Source organism: Amycolatopsis sp. NPDC114503 (assembly GCF_055633655.1).
This window is the reverse complement of sequence record NZ_JBVKDT010000005.1, coordinates 242969-260171: the sequence shown is the minus strand read 5'-3', so window position 1 is coordinate 260171 and position 17203 is coordinate 242969. Positions and strand designations below refer to the sequence as shown.

The 17203-nt window shown below is 70.1% G+C and carries 19 protein-coding genes; 12 read left to right on the top strand and 7 right to left on the bottom strand.

Going from position 1 to position 17203, the window contains the following annotated elements:
• Positions 1-48: 48 nt before the first annotated feature.
• Genes ACZ7OI_RS22985 through ACZ7OI_RS22975 form a run of 3 tightly spaced genes read left to right on the top strand, consistent with a single transcriptional unit; the run spans position 49 to position 2877 of the window.
• Positions 49-996, top strand: a complete 948-nt coding sequence (locus ACZ7OI_RS22985) for a D-2-hydroxyacid dehydrogenase (protein ID WP_470266237.1) — start codon at positions 49-51, stop codon at positions 994-996.
• Positions 978-2360, top strand: a complete 1383-nt coding sequence (locus ACZ7OI_RS22980) for an amidase (protein ID WP_470266236.1) — start codon at positions 978-980, stop codon at positions 2358-2360. The genes ACZ7OI_RS22985 and ACZ7OI_RS22980 overlap by 19 nt, the downstream gene beginning before the upstream one ends.
• 31 nt (positions 2361-2391) lie before the next feature.
• Positions 2392-2877 carry a MaoC family dehydratase gene (locus tag ACZ7OI_RS22975; protein WP_470266235.1) on the top strand — a complete coding sequence of 162 codons (486 nt, stop codon included), beginning with the start codon at positions 2392-2394 and terminating at the stop codon, positions 2875-2877.
• Here the strand turns inward: ACZ7OI_RS22975 and ACZ7OI_RS22970 are convergent.
• The gene (locus ACZ7OI_RS22970; RefSeq protein WP_470266234.1) at positions 2834-4063 is read right to left on the bottom strand and encodes an MFS transporter; all 1230 of its coding nucleotides are present in this window, start codon (positions 4061-4063) and stop codon (positions 2834-2836) included. The two genes, ACZ7OI_RS22975 and ACZ7OI_RS22970, sit on opposite strands and share 44 nt — an antisense overlap.
• 86 nt (positions 4064-4149) lie before the next feature.
• Between ACZ7OI_RS22970 and ACZ7OI_RS22965 the strand changes: the two genes are divergently transcribed.
• Positions 4150-5100 (top strand): aldo/keto reductase, encoded by a 951-nt coding sequence (locus ACZ7OI_RS22965; RefSeq protein WP_470266233.1) that lies wholly within the window; start codon positions 4150-4152, stop codon positions 5098-5100.
• 4 nt (positions 5101-5104) lie between these two features.
• Here the strand turns inward: ACZ7OI_RS22965 and ACZ7OI_RS22960 are convergent, their stop codons facing one another.
• Positions 5105-6472, bottom strand: coding sequence for a WS/DGAT/MGAT family O-acyltransferase (locus tag ACZ7OI_RS22960; RefSeq protein ID WP_470266232.1), 1368 nt, complete (start codon positions 6470-6472; stop codon positions 5105-5107).
• A gap of 172 nt (positions 6473-6644) precedes the next feature.
• Between ACZ7OI_RS22960 and ACZ7OI_RS22955 the strand changes: the two genes are divergently transcribed.
• On the top strand, positions 6645-8291 hold the full coding sequence (locus ACZ7OI_RS22955) for a thiamine pyrophosphate-binding protein (RefSeq protein WP_470266231.1): 1647 nt from the start codon (positions 6645-6647) through the stop codon (positions 8289-8291).
• A 1-nt stretch (position 8292) separates the two neighbouring features.
• On the opposite strand, the gene ACZ7OI_RS22950 is transcribed toward ACZ7OI_RS22955, so the two are convergent.
• Positions 8293-8742 carry a MarR family winged helix-turn-helix transcriptional regulator gene (locus ACZ7OI_RS22950; RefSeq protein ID WP_470266230.1) on the bottom strand — a complete coding sequence of 150 codons (450 nt, stop codon included), beginning with the start codon at positions 8740-8742 and terminating at the stop codon, positions 8293-8295.
• 63 nt (positions 8743-8805) lie between these two features.
• Between ACZ7OI_RS22950 and ACZ7OI_RS22945 the strand changes: the two genes are divergently transcribed.
• From ACZ7OI_RS22945 to ACZ7OI_RS22935, 3 genes are read left to right on the top strand one after another with little or no spacing between them, the layout of a single operon-like run.
• Positions 8806-9174: a VOC family protein gene (locus ACZ7OI_RS22945; RefSeq protein WP_470266229.1), complete on the top strand. Its 369-nt coding sequence runs from the start codon at positions 8806-8808 to the stop codon at positions 9172-9174.
• A complete protein-coding gene (locus tag ACZ7OI_RS22940; protein ID WP_470266228.1) occupies positions 9167-10018 on the top strand; it encodes an NAD(P)H-binding protein in 852 nt (283 codons plus the stop codon). Before ACZ7OI_RS22945 ends, ACZ7OI_RS22940 begins: the two co-directional genes overlap by 8 nt.
• The gene (locus tag ACZ7OI_RS22935) at positions 10015-10446 is read left to right on the top strand and encodes an EVE domain-containing protein (RefSeq protein ID WP_470266227.1); all 432 of its coding nucleotides are present in this window, start codon (positions 10015-10017) and stop codon (positions 10444-10446) included. The genes ACZ7OI_RS22940 and ACZ7OI_RS22935 overlap by 4 nt, the downstream gene beginning before the upstream one ends.
• Before the next feature lie 2 nt (positions 10447-10448).
• On the opposite strand, the gene ACZ7OI_RS22930 is transcribed toward ACZ7OI_RS22935, so the two are convergent.
• Positions 10449-11129 (bottom strand): GntR family transcriptional regulator, encoded by a 681-nt coding sequence (locus tag ACZ7OI_RS22930; RefSeq protein ID WP_470266226.1) that lies wholly within the window; start codon positions 11127-11129, stop codon positions 10449-10451.
• A 260-nt stretch (positions 11130-11389) separates the two neighbouring features.
• Between ACZ7OI_RS22930 and ACZ7OI_RS22925 the strand changes: the two genes are divergently transcribed.
• The 3 genes from ACZ7OI_RS22925 to ACZ7OI_RS22915 all read left to right on the top strand — a co-directional run bounded on the left by ACZ7OI_RS22925 (position 11390) and on the right by ACZ7OI_RS22915 (position 14357).
• On the top strand, positions 11390-12718 hold the full coding sequence (locus ACZ7OI_RS22925; protein WP_470266225.1) for an MFS transporter: 1329 nt from the start codon (positions 11390-11392) through the stop codon (positions 12716-12718).
• Positions 12719-12731: 13 nt separating this feature from the next.
• On the top strand, positions 12732-13016 hold the full coding sequence (locus ACZ7OI_RS22920; RefSeq protein WP_470266224.1) for a hypothetical protein: 285 nt from the start codon (positions 12732-12734) through the stop codon (positions 13014-13016).
• A 69-nt stretch (positions 13017-13085) separates the two neighbouring features.
• Positions 13086-14357 carry an aminotransferase family protein gene (locus tag ACZ7OI_RS22915; protein WP_470266223.1) on the top strand — a complete coding sequence of 424 codons (1272 nt, stop codon included), beginning with the start codon at positions 13086-13088 and terminating at the stop codon, positions 14355-14357.
• Between the two features lie 57 nt (positions 14358-14414).
• Here ACZ7OI_RS22915 and ACZ7OI_RS22910 read toward each other — a convergent pair whose 3' ends face one another.
• Positions 14415-15389, bottom strand: a complete 975-nt coding sequence (locus tag ACZ7OI_RS22910) for an esterase-like activity of phytase family protein (protein WP_470266222.1) — start codon at positions 15387-15389, stop codon at positions 14415-14417.
• A 283-nt stretch (positions 15390-15672) separates the two neighbouring features.
• On the bottom strand, positions 15673-15870 hold the full coding sequence (locus ACZ7OI_RS22905) for a hypothetical protein (protein WP_037715481.1): 198 nt from the start codon (positions 15868-15870) through the stop codon (positions 15673-15675).
• Positions 15871-16093: 223 nt separating this feature from the next.
• On the opposite strand from ACZ7OI_RS22905, the gene ACZ7OI_RS22900 reads away from it, so the two are divergent.
• On the top strand, positions 16094-16657 hold the full coding sequence (locus ACZ7OI_RS22900; protein ID WP_470266221.1) for an NADAR family protein: 564 nt from the start codon (positions 16094-16096) through the stop codon (positions 16655-16657).
• Between the two features lie 16 nt (positions 16658-16673).
• Here the strand turns inward: ACZ7OI_RS22900 and ACZ7OI_RS22895 are convergent, their stop codons facing one another.
• Positions 16674-17192: a GNAT family N-acetyltransferase gene (locus ACZ7OI_RS22895; protein WP_470266220.1), complete on the bottom strand. Its 519-nt coding sequence runs from the start codon at positions 17190-17192 to the stop codon at positions 16674-16676.
• Between the last annotated feature and the right edge of the window lie 11 nt (positions 17193-17203).

Below are 17203 nucleotides of genomic sequence, written 5' to 3'. Positions count from 1 at the left end.
GAAACCCCCGTACTGGCAGTGCTCTGCGGGGCAGACCAACCACCGGACATGGCCGCTATCGAAGACGCGGCGGTAGTTCGTTACACCGACGAGCGCGGCCTCGCCGCTGCGCTGACCGGAGCCGACGCGCTTTTTGTCTACGATTTCCTTTCCGGAGCCGTTCCGGGGGCCTGGCCCGCGGCGGACCGGTTGCGGTGGCTGCACATCGCGAGCGCCGGCGTCGACCCGGTGCTGTTCCCGGGGCTGCGCGACAGCGACGTCGTGCTCACGAACTCGCGCGGGGTGTTCGACGACGCCATCGCGGAGTACGTGCTGGGCGTCGTGCTGGCGTTCGCCAAGGACTTCGCGCGGTCGCTCGACCTGCAGCGCGCCGGCACGTGGAAGCACCGCGAGAGCGAGCGGATCGCCGGGCGGGAGGTGCTGGTGGTCGGCACCGGACCGATCGGAAGGGCCATCGCGCGGATGCTGCGGGCGGCCGGCATGCGGGTGTCCGGGGCGGGCCGCCGCGCCAGGGTCGGAGACCCGGATTTCGGCGTCGTGCGCGAATCCGCCGAGCTGACGCGGTATTTGCCCGAGTTCGACTACGTCGTCGCGGTCGCGCCGCTCACCGATCAGACCAAGGGCATGTTCGACGCCTCCGCGTTCGCCGCGATGAAACCGTCCGCGCGGTTCGTGAACGTCGGCCGCGGGGAACTGGTGGTCACCTCCGATCTGATCGCGGCCCTGCAGGCGGGCGAGCTCGCCGGGGCCGCGCTCGACGTCTTCGAAACCGAGCCGCTGCCCGCCGAGAGTCCACTGTGGACCATGCCGGACGTCCTGTTGTCCCCGCACATGTCGGGCGACTTCATCGGCTGGCGGCGGACCCTGGTCGAGGTGTTCGCGGGGAACTTCCGGCGCTGGCTCGCCGGGGAACCGCTGTGGAACGTCGTGGACAAACGGCTCGGCTACGTGCCGTCCGAATCGCAGGGAGGCGCCGGATGGGCGACCGGGAATTGACCGCCAGCGAACTCGTCGCCGCCTACGCCACCGGCGAACTGTCGCCGGTCGAGGCGACGAAGAGCGCCCTGCAGAACATCGAGGACCGGGACGGCGAGATCAACGCCTACTGCCTCGTCGACGCCGAACGCGCGCTCGACCAGGCGAAAGCGGCCGAGGCCCGCTGGCGCGACGGCAATCCGATCGGCGCGCTCGACGGCGTTCCCGCGTCGATCAAGGACATCTTCCTCACCCAGGGCTGGCCGACGCTGCGCGGTTCCACGAGCATCCCCGTGGACCAGCCGTGGGAGGTCGACAGCCCGGTGATGGCGCGGATGCGCGAGGCGGGCCTGGTCGTGCTGGGCAAGACGACCACGCCGGAGATCGCGTGGAAGGGCGTCACCGACAGCGCGCTGGCGGGCATCACACGCAATCCGGTGAACCCGCGGATGACGGCGGGCGGGTCCAGCGGCGGCAGCGCGGCCGCGGTCGCGGCGGCGATGGGCGAGCTGTCCGTCGGCACCGACGGCGGCGGTTCGGTGCGGATTCCCGCGTCGTTCTGCGGGATCGTCGGCATGAAACCGACGCACGGCCGGATCCCGCTGTTCCCGGCGAGCCCGTTCGGCCCGCTCGCGCACGCCGGGCCGATGGCGCGCTGCGTGGACGACACGGCGTTGCTGCTCGACGTCCTCGCGCTGCCGGACCACCGCGACCCGACCGGGCTCGCGCCGCCGATCAGCGCCTACCGCGAGGCGGTGCGGCGCGACGTGCGCGGGCTGATCGCCGCGTACTCGCCGACGCTCGGTTTCGCCGAAGCGGACCCGGAAGTCGCCGCGATCGTCCAGTCGGCGGTGCAGTCGCTCGCCGACGCCGGACTGCAGGTGGAGCAGGCCGACCCCGGATTCGCCGATCCGAAGGACGCCTTCGACGTGCTGTGGTCGGCAGGCGCGGCGAAGTCGCTCGACGCGTTCCCGCCGGGCAGCGAGCCACGGGTCGACCCGGGCCTGCGCCGCGTGTGGGAAAAGGGCCGCACCTACTCCGCGGGCGATTACCTCGACGCCACCGCGGAACGCGCCGCGCTCGGCATCCTGATGGGCGAGTTCCACACCCGCTACGACGTGCTGCTCACGCCGACCGTCCCGATCCCGCCGTTCGAGGCGGGCCACGACGTGCCGCCGGGCAGCGGGATGACCGAATGGCCGGAGTGGACGCCGTTCACCTACCCGTTCAACATGACGCAGCAGCCGGCGATCAGCGTCCCGGCCGGGCGCACCGAATCGGGCCTTCCGGTGGGCCTGCAGATCGTGGGCCCGCGGCATTCGGACGACCTGGTGCTGGCGGTGGCGAAGCTGCTGGAGGAGGTCCGGCCCTGGGCCGCGCCGTGATTCCCGCGCGGCCCGTGGCAGGGTGTCGCGGATGACCGAGTTCACCGCGCCCATCAACGACCGCTGGTTCGAGGACTACCCCGAGGGGTCGGTGTACGAGTTCGGCGACACGACCGTCACCGAAGCGGAGATCATCGAGTTCGCCGAAAAGTACGACCCGCAGAGCTTCCACGTCGACCCGGCGGCGGCGAAGGAGGGCCCGTTCGGCGGGCTGATCGCGAGCGGCTGGCACACGTCGGGCCTGATGATGCGGATGTTCGCCGACCACTACCTGTCGTCGGTCGCGAGCCTCGGCAGCCCCGGCGTCGACGAGCTGCGCTGGCCGCGTCCGGTGCGGCCGGGGGACCGGCTGCGGATGCGGGCGACCGTCACCGAGGCGCGGCTGTCGAAGTCGAAGCCCGATCGCGGCCTCGTGCGCACCCGGATGGAACTGTTCAACGGCGACGACGAGCTGGTGTTCAGCGCGAGCGCGGTCAACTTCCTGTCGGTGCGACCGGCGCCGTCGGCCGGTTCGTGAGCTGGCGGATCTCGCGGCTGCACAGCGCGAGCCCGGTCGAGACGAGGATCAGCACCCCGCACGAGACGAGCACCGTCTCCCGGCCGAAGTGCTGCACGAGGGGACCCGCCGCGATCTGCCCGAGCGGCATCGCGGCGAGCGAACCCAGCATGTCGTAGGAGTACACGCGGGCGAGCCGGTCGGGCGGGATGTGTTCCTGCAGCGAAACGTCCCACGCGACGCTGAACTGCTCCATCGCCAGCCCGGCCGCCAGCATCGCGATCAGCAGCGGGACGAGCGACGGCCACCAGCCGAGCGTCAGCACCGGCAGCGCTTCCACCGTCACCAGCAGCACCCCGGCGAACAACGCGTGCCGCGGCCGCCAATGCGCGGCGACGATCCCGCCGGCCAGCGCGCCCGCCGTCTGCATCGCCAGCGCCAGTCCCCACCCGGACCGCCCGAACGTCTCGTCCGCGACGACCGGCCCGATGACCACGAGCGTGCCGAGCCCGGCGGCGTTGACGAAGGCGAACTGCGCCACCACCACCCACACCCAGGCGCGGGACCGGAACTCGTGCCATCCGGCGACCAGATCGGCGATCGGCCGTGCGCCCGCAACCCGCTCGGCGCGCGGCAGCCGGACGTCGCGGTAGGCGATCGCGGCGGCGAAGAACAGCAGCGCGTTCACCGCCAGCGCCCAGCCGGATCCGGCCGCCGCCACCGCGACCCCGGCGACTCCGGCCCCGGCGATGCGGCCGCCGTTGACCAGCAGACGCAGCAACGCGTTCGCCGGAGCCAGCAGGTCCCGCGGCACGGTCTGCGGGGTGATCGCCGCCGAGGCGGGAAGCGACATCGCCGCGACCGCCCCGTTGACCACGCTCAGCGAGATCAGGAACGGGACCGAACCGAATCCACAAAGGACACTCGCGGCGATCACCGCCTGGCTGAGCCCGGCCGCGATCTCGGTGCCCTGCAGGATCACCGCGCGCGGCAGCCGGTCCGCGAGCACCCCGCCGAAAAGCAGCAGCAGGATGTTCGCCAGCGACCGGGCCCCGACGACGAGCCCGAGATCGACCGCGGACCCGGTGCGGTCGAGCACCGCGAACGCGAGCGCGACCGGAGCGACCGAGTTGCCGAAGGTGCCGAGCGTCCGGCCAGCGGCGAGGGCGCGAAAACTGCGGTGCCGCAACGGCTCCAGGAGGCTCACCTCGCGAGCATCCTCTGACTGTCAACCGAATAATCGGCAGCTGGGACCGCTCGGCAAAGGGCAAGCAAAAGTGCTGTGCTCGGCTCATGCGGACGACGACTCTTGGCCGCAGCGGCCTCGAAGTGTCCCGGATCGCCTTCGGCACCGGCGGGTTCGGCGGGCAGTGGGGAAGCTTCGACGAGGACACCGCGATCGCCGCGATCCGGCGCGCGCACGAACTCGGCATCACGCTCTTCGATACCGCGCGGGCTTACGGCACCGCCGAAGCGCTCCTCGGCAAAGCGTTGCGCAGCGAACTGGACCATCGCCGCGACAGCGTCGTGCTAGCCACCAAGGGCGGGACTCATCCCGGCTCCGAACGCGTCCGCGATTCGCGCCGCGAATGGCTCACGCAAGGAGTGGATGACAGCCTGCGCGCGCTCGGCGTCGATCACCTCGACCTCTACCAGATTCATTGGCCCGACTCGCGGACGCCGGCCGCCGAGGTCGCCGGGACGCTGCAAGAACTGGTGGACGCGGGCAAGATCCGCCACGCCGGAGTCTCGAACTACGACGCCGCGCAGCTCAGCGCGTTGAACGACACGGTGGAAACCGTGCAGGTGCCCTACCACCTTTTCCGGCGCGGCGCGGAAGCCGACCCGCTCCCGTACGCCCGCGCGAACGACATCGGCGTGCTTGCCTACAGCGCGCTCGGCAGCGGTCTGCTCACCGGCTCGCTGACCGCCGAGACGGTGTTCGCCCCGTCGGACTGGCGCTCGCGCTCGTCCGCTTTCCGCGGCGACTCGTTGCGGCACAACCTGAAGATCGTCGACCGGCTCGCCGCGTTCGCCAGGGAGCGCGGCGCGGCGGTGAGCCAGCTGGCCATCGCGTGGACGCTGGCGAAGGCCGACGTCGCCATCGTCGGCGCCCGCCGCCCCGCCAGCATCGAGGCGAGCGCGACCGATCTCCAGCTCGCCCCGGTCGATCTCGCCGAGATCGACCGCATCGTCGCCGACGCCGTGCCGGTCGGCGGAGCCAGCCCGGAAGGCATCGACTGACCGCCTACCCCCTCGTCGCGAATTCCAGCTCGGCGAGCGCCGTGTCCAGATGCGTCAGGATCCGCTGCAAGTGCGGGACACTGCGCCGACACCCGGTGACACCGAAGTCGAGGTTGTCCCCGTTGCTGGTCAGCGTGATGTTCAGGGCCTGTCCGTCGAGCAGCACCGACGCCGGGTAGATGCCGTCGAGCGCCGCGCCGTTCCAGTACATCTGCTTGCGCGGGCCGGGGACATTCGAGATCACCAGGTTGAACGGCGGGCGCGTGTTGCCGACGACACCGGGGATCGGCGACGCGCCCAGTTGCGCCACGTTGATCCCGGACAGCAGCAGCGTCTGCAGCGGCGACAGCTGCGAGAACAGCTTCTTGCCGTTCGACATCGACTCGGAGATCGCGGCCAGGCGCCGCGCCGGGTCGGTCTCGTCGGTGGCCAGGTTGCAGAGCAGAGCGCCGATGTTGTTGCCGGTCGCGTCGCCGGAGTCGCGGCGGCGCAGCGACACCGGGACCATCGCGACCAGCGGCGCGTCCGGCAGCGCGCTCTGTTCGATGAGGTAGTCCCGCAGCGCGCCGGAGCACATCGCGAGCACGACGTCGTTGCGGGACACTCCCGCGGCGGTCGCGACCTCGCGCACCCGGTCGAGGGGCCAGGACTGCGCGGCGAACCGGCGCGCGCCGCCGATCGGCACGTTCAGCATCGTCTTCGGCGCCTGCATCGGCAGCGTGAGCCGGTGCTCGCGGAACGCCTCGCGGGCCACCTTCGCTGCGGCCGGCGCGATCCCCGCGACCTGCTCGAACGTCTTGCCCACCAGGGCGAACGGCGACGCCGGGGCGCGGCCGTTGTGGTTCGCGGCGGGCTTTTCGCGCGAACCCCACGGCGGCGGGCAGTCCAGGTCTGCCGGGTCGTCCGACAGCGTGCCCTGCAGATGCCGCAGCGCCGAAACGCCGTCCATCAGCGCGTGGTGGATCTTCGAGTACACCGCGAACCGGCCGTCGCGCAGTCCTTCGATGAGGTGCGTTTCCCACAGCGGCCGGTGCCGGTCGAGCAGCGTGCTGTGCCAGCGCGAGGTGAGTTCGAGCAGTTCGCGGATCCGGCCCGGCTGCGGCAGCGCGGAATGCCGGAAGTGGTAGTCGAGCTCCAGATCGGTGTCGCGCGACCAGCGCACGTGCCCGACGGTGTTCACCGGGCGGCTCGGCCGCATCCGGAACACGCTGCGCATGTTGTCCGAGTCCAGCAGACCGCGGCGGAGGTCGCGCAGATAGTCCTCGCCCGCGCCCTCGGGTTTGCGGAACAGCTGAAGCCCGCCTACGTGCATCGGGTGCTCGCGGGTCTCGACCATCAGGAACATCGAGTCGGTCACCGGCATCAACGGCATTCGGACACCCCTTTCCGCCGCCGCGGGGACCTCGGCGTCCCCGGCACCCGGAGTGTACGCACGAAAAAGGCGGTCTCTCAGATCTCGCGGCCAGGTGGGGGACAAGGCGATGACAAACCCTGTCCGGTGACGTGTCTGCAGCTGCTTACGGGGGACGGATACCATCGCTGGCGTGGCAGGACGGACTGGAGCTCAGCAGCTGGGGGACGCGCTCACGGCTCTCGGGACCGAGGTGGTGTTCGGCCTGCCTGGCGTCCACAACCTGCCGCTGTGGGAGGCGTTGGCGGACACCGGGATCCGGCTCGTCAACGTCCGGCACGAACAGACCGCGGGCTACGCCGCCGACGGTTATGCCCGCAGGACGGGAAAACTCGGCGTCGCGCTCGTGACCACCGGCCCCGGTGCGGCGAATACGCTCGGTGCGGTCGGCGAGGCGATGGCGTCCGCGGCCCCGGTGCTCGTGATCGCCACGGACATCCCGTCGACGCTGCGCCGTCCGGGTGTCGTGCGCGGGGTGCTGCACGAAACTTCCGATCAGCAGGCGATGTTCGCGCCGGTCACCAAGGCCGGGTTCACCGTGCACCGCGCGGACCAGATCGCCACGACGCTGCACCGCGCCGCCCGGCTCGCGCTGATGCCGCAGAGCGGCCCGGTGTATTTGGGCATTCCGACCGATTTCCTCCGCGAAACCACGCCGCCGCGCGAACCGCCCGCCCCTCCCGCCGAACGCGTGCTCGACCTGCCGGACCTGCCTCGCGCGGCCGAGCTGCTGGCGTCCGCGCGCCGTCCGCTGATCTGGGCGGGCGGCGGCGCGCTGCGTTCCGAAGCCGGGGAAGCGATCGGGCAGCTCGCGCAGCGGCTGGCCGCGCCGGTGCTCACCACGTTCGGCGCGCGCGGCCTGCTTCCGCCCGAACATCCTTGCCTGGCCCCGAATCCGGTGCACGCGCCGGAGGTCGGGCAGCTGTGGGACGAAGCCGACGTGGTGCTCGCGATCGGCACCGACTTCGATGGCCTGATGACGCAGAACTGGCAGATGCCCGCGCCGCCGAAGCTGATCGCGATCAACGTCGACGCGGGCGACGCGGCGAAGAACTACCGGCCGGACGTCACCCTGGTCGGCGACGCCCGCCGCGTCGTCGAATCCCTGCATCCGGAAACGCGGCCCGGCCTGGACGAACTCACCGCGCGGCTGGCCGGCATCGGCCGCCGGGTGCGCAGGCGCATCCGCGACGAGGAACCGCAGGCCGCCGACTTTCTGTCCACTTTGGAGGAAGTGCTCCCCGCGGACGGGACGATCGTCACGGACATGTGCGTCGCCGGATACTGGATCGGCGGCTTCCACCGGGTCCGCGCGCCGCGGCGGCTGGCGTACCCGATGGGCTGGGGCACGCTCGGCTACGGCTTCCCTGCGTCGCTCGGCGCGGGCGCGGCGGCCGAGGCGACCGGCGGCGGTCGTGTCCTGTGCGTCACCGGCGACGGCGGTTTCCTTTACGCGGTAGGGGATTTGGCGACGCTCGCCGAGGAACAGCTGCCGGTGACGGTCGTGGTCGTGGACGACGGCGGCTACGGCATGCTGCGCTTCGACCAGGACCAGGAAGGCCTGCCGCACCGCGGAGTCGACTGGGACAGCCCGGATTTCGTCGGGCTGGCCCGTTCATTCGGCGTGCACGCGGACCGGGTGTCCGGCTTCGGCCGCGCGTTTCGCCGGCTGCTGAGCGAATTCGTGGAATCGGACGAGCCGAACGTGCTGGTGGTGCGCGCGAAGCTCAAGCCGCCGCTGAACACTTCGCCGCGGTGGTACCGGAAACCGCGCGGCTGAGCTATCCGCCGTCGCGCAGGGAACGGGCCATGCTCCGCAGGATCCGGAACGCCTCCGACTGCTCGGTCTCGGACAATCCGGCCAGCATCCTGACCTCGACGGACCGGACCGCCGCGCTCGCCTTCTCCAGGCTCCGCCGTCCGCGCGGCGTGAGCCGGGTGGGAAGCGCCTTCCCGACCGGGGCTTCGGCGGGCCTGGTCACGTAGCCGTCTCGCTCCAGTGCTTGGAGCAGCACATTCATCGACTGCCGGGTGACGAACGTGCCCCGCGCGAGTTCGGAGTTCGACAGGCCCGGCCGTTGGGCCAGCAGTTCGAGGCAGGAGTAGTGCGTCACGGTCATCCCGAGCGGCCGCAGCACCTCCTCCATGGCCGCCCGCAGTGCGCTCGACGTCTCTTTCAGCAGGTAGCCCAGTGACTTGTTCAGGTCGACACCGCCGCGGTCTTGACTCATGTCAGGATTCTGACATAGATTGGATCGTGTCAGAAACCTGACACGAAGAAAAGGAGCAATACCGTGCCCGCCATCGGCCCCGACTTCCTCTCGCTCCAGGTGCGTGACCTGGACGCTTCGCAAGCCTTCTACGAGCGATACCTCGGCCTCGTCCGCTCGCCCGCCGGACCCCCGCACGCCGTCGTCTTCGAGACGAAGCCGATCGCGTTCGCGCTTCGCGACGTCGTTCCCGGCACCGATCTCGCCTCCGCCGCCCGGCCCGGCATCGGCGCCGCGATCTGGCTGCTCGCCACCGACGTCCAGGACATTCACGACGCTCTGGCCGCCGACGGGCACCCGATCGTCTCCGAGCCGATCGACGGTCCCTTCGGCCGGACGTTCACCTTCGCCGACCCCGACGGCTACCACGTCACCCTCCACGACCGTGGCTGAGGCGGGCACCCTGGTTTTCGGGGCTACCGGAGCACTCGGCCAGCACATCCTGGACGCGCTGGCCGCCAAGGGCCTGAGCCCCGAAACGATCACCGCGGCGGGGCGGAACCCCACGCGCCTTGCGGAACTCGCTTCCGCCGGGTTCCGCGCCGCGGCCGTCGACCTGTCGGACACGGCCGCCGTCGCGGAACTGGTTGCGCGGCACTCGGACATCGTGCTGATCTCGGGACGCGACGAGAATCGCCTTGCTCAGCACGAGTCGGTCATCGAAGCCGCGAAGAACGCCCGGCACGTCTACTACACGAGCGGGGTCCGCGCCGACGACGACCGGTTCGAGATCAACGCGGACCACCGGGCGACCGAGAAGGCCCTTATCGCGTCCGGCGTGCCGTACACGATTCTGCGGAACACTTGGTACATCGAGAACTATGTCCAGTCGCTGGCCGGCCCTCGCTTCACCGGAGTTCTCGCCGCCGCGACCGGTGACGCGGTCGTCGCGGCAGCCAGCCGGAAAGACCTGGCCGAGGCACTGGCCGTCGTGGTCACCACCGATGGCCACGACAACGTCACGTACCACCTCTCCGGCGACACGGACTTCACCTACGCCGACATCGCCGAAGCGATGTCCGTCGTACTGGAGCGGGAAGTCGCTTACCAGCCGGTCGCTCCCGAGGAATTGCGAGCAATGCTCCTCGGCACGGGAATGGACGCCGGGCTGGCGGGTTTCTTGGTCAGTCTCGACGAAACCATTGCCGCCGGGGCTTTCGCCCGAGTCGGTGATGATCTTTCCCGGCTTCTCGGCAGGCCGACGACTGGTCTGGTCGAAGGGTTGACGGCAAAGTGAACAGCTCTCCCGGCCAGCGATTCTGGATCAACACCGTCACTCTGGACCACGTGGAAGCGGCCAGCGAAGGCGGTTTCACGCAAGCGGATCACGGTGCGGGAAAACGTCTTCGCCAGCCGCGTCCCGGCGACGAGATGATTTTCTACTCGCCGCGCACGAGCCTGCAGGGAGGCAAGCCAGTCCGGCAGTTCACCGCGTGGGCCACCATTACCGGCGAAAAGCCTTATCAGGCCTACGTCAGTGACGACTTCCGGCCATGGCGGCTGGCGGCTTCCTTTCACGCTTGCGAGCGCGTGGATGCGAAGCCGCTTGTCGAACAGTTGTCGTTCATCGCCGACCCCACGCATTGGGGTTTGCCGTTCCGCCGTGGCTTGTTTCCCATTCCGCAGCAGGATTTCGCGACGATCCTCGCGCGCATGACCGCGTGAAGTCAGCTCTGGTGCGAGTCCGCTTCCCAGCTGAGGAACGCGTCCAGCGTCGCTGACCGGTGCGCCCGCGCGCAGTGCTCGATCCATTCGGCGCCGGAACCGGAGCGGATCAGATCGAGCAACTGGTCGTGCTCGGCGACCGAGGCGAGCGCGCGGGCGGGGACGAACGAGAATGTCGAATCGCGGATCGTGGCGAGCCGGGCCCAGCCCTTCTTGACCAGGTCGACCAGGCTGGGGTTGGGGCAGCGGGTGTAGAGGATCTCGTGGAACTCGTGGTTGAGCCGGGTGAACTCGACCGGTTCGAGCTGGCCGAGACCGGCGCGCATCCGGTCGTTGAGTTCGCCCGCCTCGGCGAGGTCGTCGGCGCTCAGGTGCGGCGCGGCGAGCGCGGTCGCCGCGCTTTCCACGATCGCGAGCATCTGCATCGTGTGCTCGTAGCCGACCGGGTCGATCGCCGCGACGGTCGCGCCGACGTTGCGTTCGAAGTGCACCAGCCCTTCGGCCTGCAGCAGCCGCACCGCTTCCCGCACCGGGACCGTGCTCACGTCGAATTCCTTGGCCAGCGAACCGAGGACCAGCCGGTGCCCCGCCGGGTACTCGCCCGCGGTGATCCGGGACTTGAGGACCTGGTACGTGTGCTGGCTCTTGCTGAGCCCGCCGGCCTGCTCGTGTGTTGTGGACATCCCTGTCGCCTCCCCTTCACAGCCCCGCCGGGGCGGGGTGTCCAGGCCACGGTAACCGGTCCGTTCGCCGCGCTAAATAATATACATTCAATCCAGGCAATACGCCGAACGAGAGAACGGCCCTCGCGGTCGTCTCTGGGCCATCTGGGCAAAAAGCCTGATCAGTTACCTCATTGAGCCTTGTCGAGGCGGCGACTGATTATATACGATCTGCCACGGCTGTTATGCCCTAGCTCACCGTCAGCAGCAGGGGAGGCGCGATGCCGCGCACGACCGGGATCAGCAGAGAGCACCGCCGCGTCGTGCTGGCGGCCATGGTCGGCACGACTATCGAATGGTTCGACTTCTTCATCTACGCGATCTGCGCCGGACTGGTGTTCGCGACGCAGTATTTCGCGGTGCTCGGCAAGGACGCGCTGATCGTGTCGTTCGCGACGGTCGGCATCAGCTTCTTCTTCCGCCCGGTCGGCGCGGTGATCGCCGGACATCTCGGCGACCGCCTGGGCAGGCGCGCGATGCTGATCCTCACCCTGCTGCTGATGGGGATCTCGACGGTGCTGATCGGCCTGGTGCCGAACACCGCGTCGATCGGCGTGTGGGCGCCGATCATCCTGGTGCTGCTGCGGATCGTGCAGGGGCTGTCGGCGGGCGGCGAATGGGGCGGCGCGGCATTGCTCGCGGTCGAGCACGCGCCTGCCGAGCGGCGTGGGCTGTACGGCGCTTTCCCGCAGATCGGCGTGCCGATCGGGCTGCTGCTGGCCAACGGCGTTCTCGCGCTGGTCACCGCGCTGACGTCGCCGGAGCAGTTCCTGGCGTGGGGCTGGCGGATCCCGTTCCTGCTGAGCGTGGTGCTGATCGTCGCCGGACTGATGATCCGGTCCCGGGTCGCGGAAAGCCCGGTGTTCGAGGAGGTCCGCGAGAAGAAGGCGCGGTCCAGCATGCCGCTGGTGCAGTTGTTCCGGCACCACTGGAAGCTGGTCGTCGCGGGCGCGCTGCTGTTCGCGGCCAACAACGCCGTCGGCTACATGACCACCGGCGGCTACGTGCAGTCGTACGCGACCAAAGCACTGCATCTCGACCGTTCGACGGTGCTGATCGCGGTGATGATCTCCGCCGTCGCCTGGCTGCTGAGCACGCTCGCCGGCGGCTGGCTCGCCGACCGCATCGGGCGCGTGCGCACCTACCGGATCGGGTTCGTGCTTCAGCTGGTCTGGATGTTCCCGTTCTTCGCGCTGGTCAACACGGGAAGCGTCGGGCTGCTCGTGCTCGCGCTGGTGTTGTTCTCGGCCGGGCTCGGGCTCACCTACGGCCCGCAGTCGGCGCTGTACGCGGAGATGTACCCGACCACCGTCCGCTACAGCGGCGCGGCGATCTCGTACGCGATCGGCGCGGTGCTCGGCGGGGCGTTCGCGCCGACCATCGCCGAAGCACTGCAGACCAGCACCGGAACGGTCTACGCGGTCGGCGGCTACCTCGCCGTGATGACCGTGATCGGCCTGGTCACGAGCTTCTTCGTCAAGGACCGGAAGGGCGTGTCACTGAGTTCCGCGCCCGCGAACACACAGGCAACCACCGTCGAAAACGTCTGAGCGGGGGCGCGCGATGCGGACCCAGACCCGAAGCGACTACTGCGCGTGGCTCGACGCGGCCGCCCGCGACGCGCACGACGCGATCAACCGGATCCACGTCGAGGCTTACGCCGATCTGGTCCGCGCCGCCGAGATCTTCAAGGGCGAGCTGGCGTGCCGCCGTCCGTCGCGGCGGCCGGCACCTAGTCTGCCCGGCCGGGGACAGCGCCATCGGAGCCATCGGGACGCCGGACTGCGGAGTTCCGCGATGGCGCGCGTCGAGGGGTCGCGGTTCGCCGATCCCCGGCCGGGCGGGTAGAAAGGGCGGCGGCGGCCGGTCGCCGCTCCCCGCGGCGCCGGCCGGTTGAGCCGACCCCGAGGAGGAGCAATGCCGGACCAGCAGCCGAACCCGCTGTGGCACCCGTTCGCGGACATGGGCGCGGTCGACGGGAACCGGTTCGTGGTGACCCGCGGCGAGGGGTCCTATGTCTGGGACGACGCGGGCCGTCGCTACTTCGACGCCTCCGCTTCGCTCTGGTACTCGAACCTCGGCCACGGCCGTCCTGAGATCACTCGCGCGGTCACCGAGCAGCTGGAGAAGCTCGACGCGTACAACCTGTTCGGCGGCGTCGCGAACGAGCCGGCGCTGAAGCTGGCGTCGCGGCTGTCCGAGCTGGCTCCGGTGCCGGGGTCGAAGGTGTTCCTCGGCTCGGGCGGCGGCGACATGGTGGACACCGCGGTGAAGATCGCGCGGTCCTACTTCGTCCACACTGGACGCCCGGACAAGACGCACGTCATCAGCCGGACCCAGGGCTACCACGGCACGCACGGATTCGGCACCGCCGCGGCGGGAATCCCGGTGAACGCGGAGGGCTGGGGTCCGCCGGCCGCGGATTTCTCGCAGGTGCCGTATGACAACGCGGCGGCGCTGGAGGAGGAAATCCTCCGCGTGGGGCCGCAGCGAGTGGCCGCGTTCTTCTGCGAACCGGTCATCGGCGCGGGCGGGGTGCTGCTGCCGCCGGACGGGTACATCGAGGAAGTGGCGGCGATCTGCCGCAAGCACGAGGTGCTGTTCGTGGCGGATTGCGTGATCTGCGCGTGGGGCCGGCTCGGCACCTGGTACGGCATCGACCGCTGGCCGGTGCAGCCGGACTTGGTGACGACGGCGAAGGGCGTGACGAGCGGGACGATCCCGCTGGGCGTGCTGCTGGTCGCGCCGCACGTGGCGGAGCCGTTCTTCACCGGACGCCCGGGCGCGCCGATCCTTCGCCACGGCGCGACGTACGCCGGGCACCCGGTCGCCTGCGCCGCGGCCAACGCGACGCTGGACATCTATGAGCGCGACGACATCATCCCGCGCGGCAAGGCGCTGGAGAAGCCGCTCGCGGACGCGCTTTCCGGCGCGGTCGGGCATCCGGCGGTGGCGGAAGTCCGGGCCGGGCTGGGATTCCTGGCCGCGGTGGAACTCGCGCCGGACCTGCTGGCCGCGGACCCGGGCGCGCCCGGCCGGTTGCACAAGTTCCTGCTCGAGGAGGGCGTGATCGTGCGCTCGCTCGGCAAGGGGATGGCGGTGTCGCCGCCGCTGGTGGCCGAGGAAGCCGAACTGGACCTGCTGGCCGCGGCTGTTCCGCGGGCGCTGGACCGGTTGCTGAAGAGCTGACGACACCGCGGCGGCGCCGAGCTTCCGGTGCCGCCGCGGTCGTCTGTCTACAAAGGACTACTTACAGGCGAGCGTTCCGGTGCGCAACGCGTGGTTGTCGTCGTTGTCGTCGTCGGACCAGACGACCTGCTTGCTTCCGTTCGCGCACGTCGGCGAGATCGCGAAGCCCTCGTTGTTGTAGTTCGACATCCCGGACGGGCGGTCGTACTGCGCGGTGACCGCGAACGCGCCCTTGGCGTTGACGTCGAGCGTGGTGGTGCGGCCCTTGCACGTGTTGTCGCATTCGGCCCACAGGTGGCCGGTCGACGGCTCGTACTCGAGATCCATCACCGCCGGGAACCCGCTGTCGATGGTGGCGACGCGGGTGTACTTAGTGCCGGACTGGTCGAGCGCGTACGCGTAGACCTTCCCGTTGGCCTCGAGCCCCACGAAGTACAGGCCGGTGCCGTGGTTCGGGTATTTCGCCGGGTCGTAGGCGGCTTTCGTGTGCTCGTCCCGGAATTTGTGCGCGGTGAGCGCCGAATCGGGCACCCAGGAGATGGCCTCGAGGCCCTTGTTGGGCTCGACCGACGGCAGATCCGAGGTGAGGTCCCACTCCCCGGTCGCTTTCAGCGATGTGCCGGACCCGGAGGTCGCGTACCGGAGCACGGCGGGCTTGCTCGTGTCGCCGTCGTCGTTGTCGCGCTCAGTCGAGGTGAAGACGCCGTCCGGGGTGAAGACGACCCCTTCGGCGTCCGGGTCGCCGCTGCCGTCGGAGTAGTGCATGGGCTTGCCCTTGGCCCATCCGTTGGCGGTGTCGGGCCGCCATTTGCCGCCGTCCTGGACGAGCCGGTACAGGGTGCTCGGGCCGTTCTTCACCGCCCACAGCACAGTGGGCGATTCGTACGACACGCCGCTGAGGTTGCTGCCGAAAACCCCGGAGTCGTCGGCGATGGCCACCTTCGACCCGCCGGGCCACGCGGTGGCTTTCGGGGTGGCCGTCGGCGCCGCGTGGGCCGCACCGGCCCCGACCGCGAGCGCGAGGACCGACAACGCGACAGTGACTCGGATTTTTCCACGCCGACGTGTTCCACGCTGGTGCGCAAGCAAGGAGCCGCTCCTTCTGTCTGTCCGTCTTGGCACGGGTGCAGGGCCGTGCCGAGGTGGGTCGCTGCTGACAAGCGGCGGTCCCGCGTCGCGGGACTTACAGCAGTGGGTGATCGACAGTGGAGCACAAGGCGTGGGCAGTAGGCAACAAACAGCAGGTGACGTTGTCCCGGTGATCGGCACGGGGGCTACGCGCCGCGCCGATCACCGCGGTGTCAACGAGAACCGGTCACCGGGCGACAGTCCGCCACACCGGCACGTTGACGACCGCCGCCGGCATGCCGGGAGCCCCGCTGTCCCCGGGAACGATCGTGAAGCGCCATTTGTCGACGCCGCCGCCCATGATTTCGGCATAGCGGCGAGCGCCGTCCGCGTTCGCGAAGCGGACCTGCTGACCACTGGCGAGGTGGGTGATCTTGACCGCCACACTGCCTCCTGGGATCGATCGAGGGGACGGGTTCTGCCTGGGTGCCGGCCCGCGGAGCTTCCCCCTCCGGGGCCGGCCCAACCAGTAGAACACGTGTTCGATTCGCTGGACAATCCAGGTCCCCCTCCCGAGCGACCCCGGCCGGTTCCGAGCGGCCATGGCCTCGGAGCGGCGGCCGAAATCAGTTCCTGGACAGGGATCGGCGCTGCGAGACTGTTGTCTCATGGAGGAGAACCCGCGGGATGTCGCCGAGCTGGCCGACCGGATGCGCCACGGGCGACGAGTCAAGTTCCTGTTCTTCTGGGGGCACCGGCCGGAGAACGACGGGAGCGCCGGGCGGGGCTGCCTGAGCCAGTGGTGGCCGTCGCCTTTCGCGGTGGACGGCCGGACGTTCGCCACGGCCGAGCACTACATGATGTGGCGGAAGGCCGTGCTGTTCGGCGACGAAACGAATGCCGGGAGAATCCTGGAAGCCCGGCATCCGCGACAGGCCAAGGAGCTGGGACGCGGCGTCGCGGGCTTCGACGAGGATCAGTGGGAGGCCTGCCGAGGCGAGATCGTGCTCACCGGCAGCGTCGCCAAGTTCGGGCAGCACCCGGAGCTGCTTCGTTTCCTGCTGAGCACGGGGAAGCGGGTGCTGGTGGAGGCGAGCCCTCTTGACCGGGTGTGGGGCATCGGGCTGGCCGCGGACGATCCGGACGCGGAGAACCCGGCGCGGTGGCGCGGGCTGAACCTGCTGGGCTTCGCGTTGACACAGGCCCGGACGATCCTGGCGGCATCAACCTGAACGACCGCGAAACCGCTTAAGCCCCAAGGGAAACCCCGGCAGCCCGCACCATGGCCACCCGAGGCCACCGGTCCAGCCCGCGCGCGATTTCCGTCCGCCGGATCTCTCGCAGTGCCGGACCCTGATCCTCGTCCGCCAGCACGCGGAACCCGAGCCGCTCGTAGTAAGGCGCGTTCCACGGCACCTCCGCGAACGTCGTCAGCGTCAGCCCGGACAGCCCGCGCTCCGCGGCCCACGCGCCGACCGTCTCGATCAGCGCCCGGCCCAAGCCGCGGCGCGCGTGGCTCGGCAGGAGCGAAACCTGTTCCACGTGGCCGAAACCGTCGACCTCCTCGGCGAGCACGTACGCCGCGATCACCCCGTCGTCGTCCCAGACCCAGCACCGGCCCTCGGATTGGAACGCCGCGAGATCCTCGACCGAAGGCGGTGCGTCGTCGGCGATCTCGGCCATGCCGACGCTCCGGAACGGTTCTCCGGCGGCGCGTTCGAGGTCGGGCAGCACAGGCAGGTCGGCAGGGGTCGCGAGACGGATCACCGGCCCGATTT

Bases quoted from the DNA above. Each gene is read 5' to 3' on its own strand.
- ACZ7OI_RS22985 (WP_470266237.1), top strand. From the start codon at position 49: ATGGCCGCTATCGAAGACGCGGCGGTAGTTCGTTACACCGACGAGCGC.
- ACZ7OI_RS22980 (WP_470266236.1), top strand. From the start codon at position 978: ATGGGCGACCGGGAATTGACCGCCAGCGAACTCGTCGCCGCCTACGCC.
- ACZ7OI_RS22975 (WP_470266235.1), top strand. From the start codon at position 2,392: ATGACCGAGTTCACCGCGCCCATCAACGACCGCTGGTTCGAGGACTAC.
- ACZ7OI_RS22965 (WP_470266233.1), top strand. From the start codon at position 4,150: ATGCGGACGACGACTCTTGGCCGCAGCGGCCTCGAAGTGTCCCGGATC.
- ACZ7OI_RS22960 (WP_470266232.1), bottom strand. From the start codon at position 6,472: ATGCCGTTGATGCCGGTGACCGACTCGATGTTCCTGATGGTCGAGACC.
- ACZ7OI_RS22950 (WP_470266230.1), bottom strand. From the start codon at position 8,742: ATGAGTCAAGACCGCGGCGGTGTCGACCTGAACAAGTCACTGGGCTAC.
- ACZ7OI_RS22930 (WP_470266226.1), bottom strand. From the start codon at position 11,129: ATGTCCACAACACACGAGCAGGCCGGCGGGCTCAGCAAGAGCCAGCAC.
- ACZ7OI_RS22925 (WP_470266225.1), top strand. From the start codon at position 11,390: ATGCCGCGCACGACCGGGATCAGCAGAGAGCACCGCCGCGTCGTGCTG.
- ACZ7OI_RS22920 (WP_470266224.1), top strand. From the start codon at position 12,732: ATGCGGACCCAGACCCGAAGCGACTACTGCGCGTGGCTCGACGCGGCC.
- ACZ7OI_RS22915 (WP_470266223.1), top strand. From the start codon at position 13,086: ATGCCGGACCAGCAGCCGAACCCGCTGTGGCACCCGTTCGCGGACATG.
- ACZ7OI_RS22900 (WP_470266221.1), top strand. From the start codon at position 16,094: ATGGAGGAGAACCCGCGGGATGTCGCCGAGCTGGCCGACCGGATGCGC.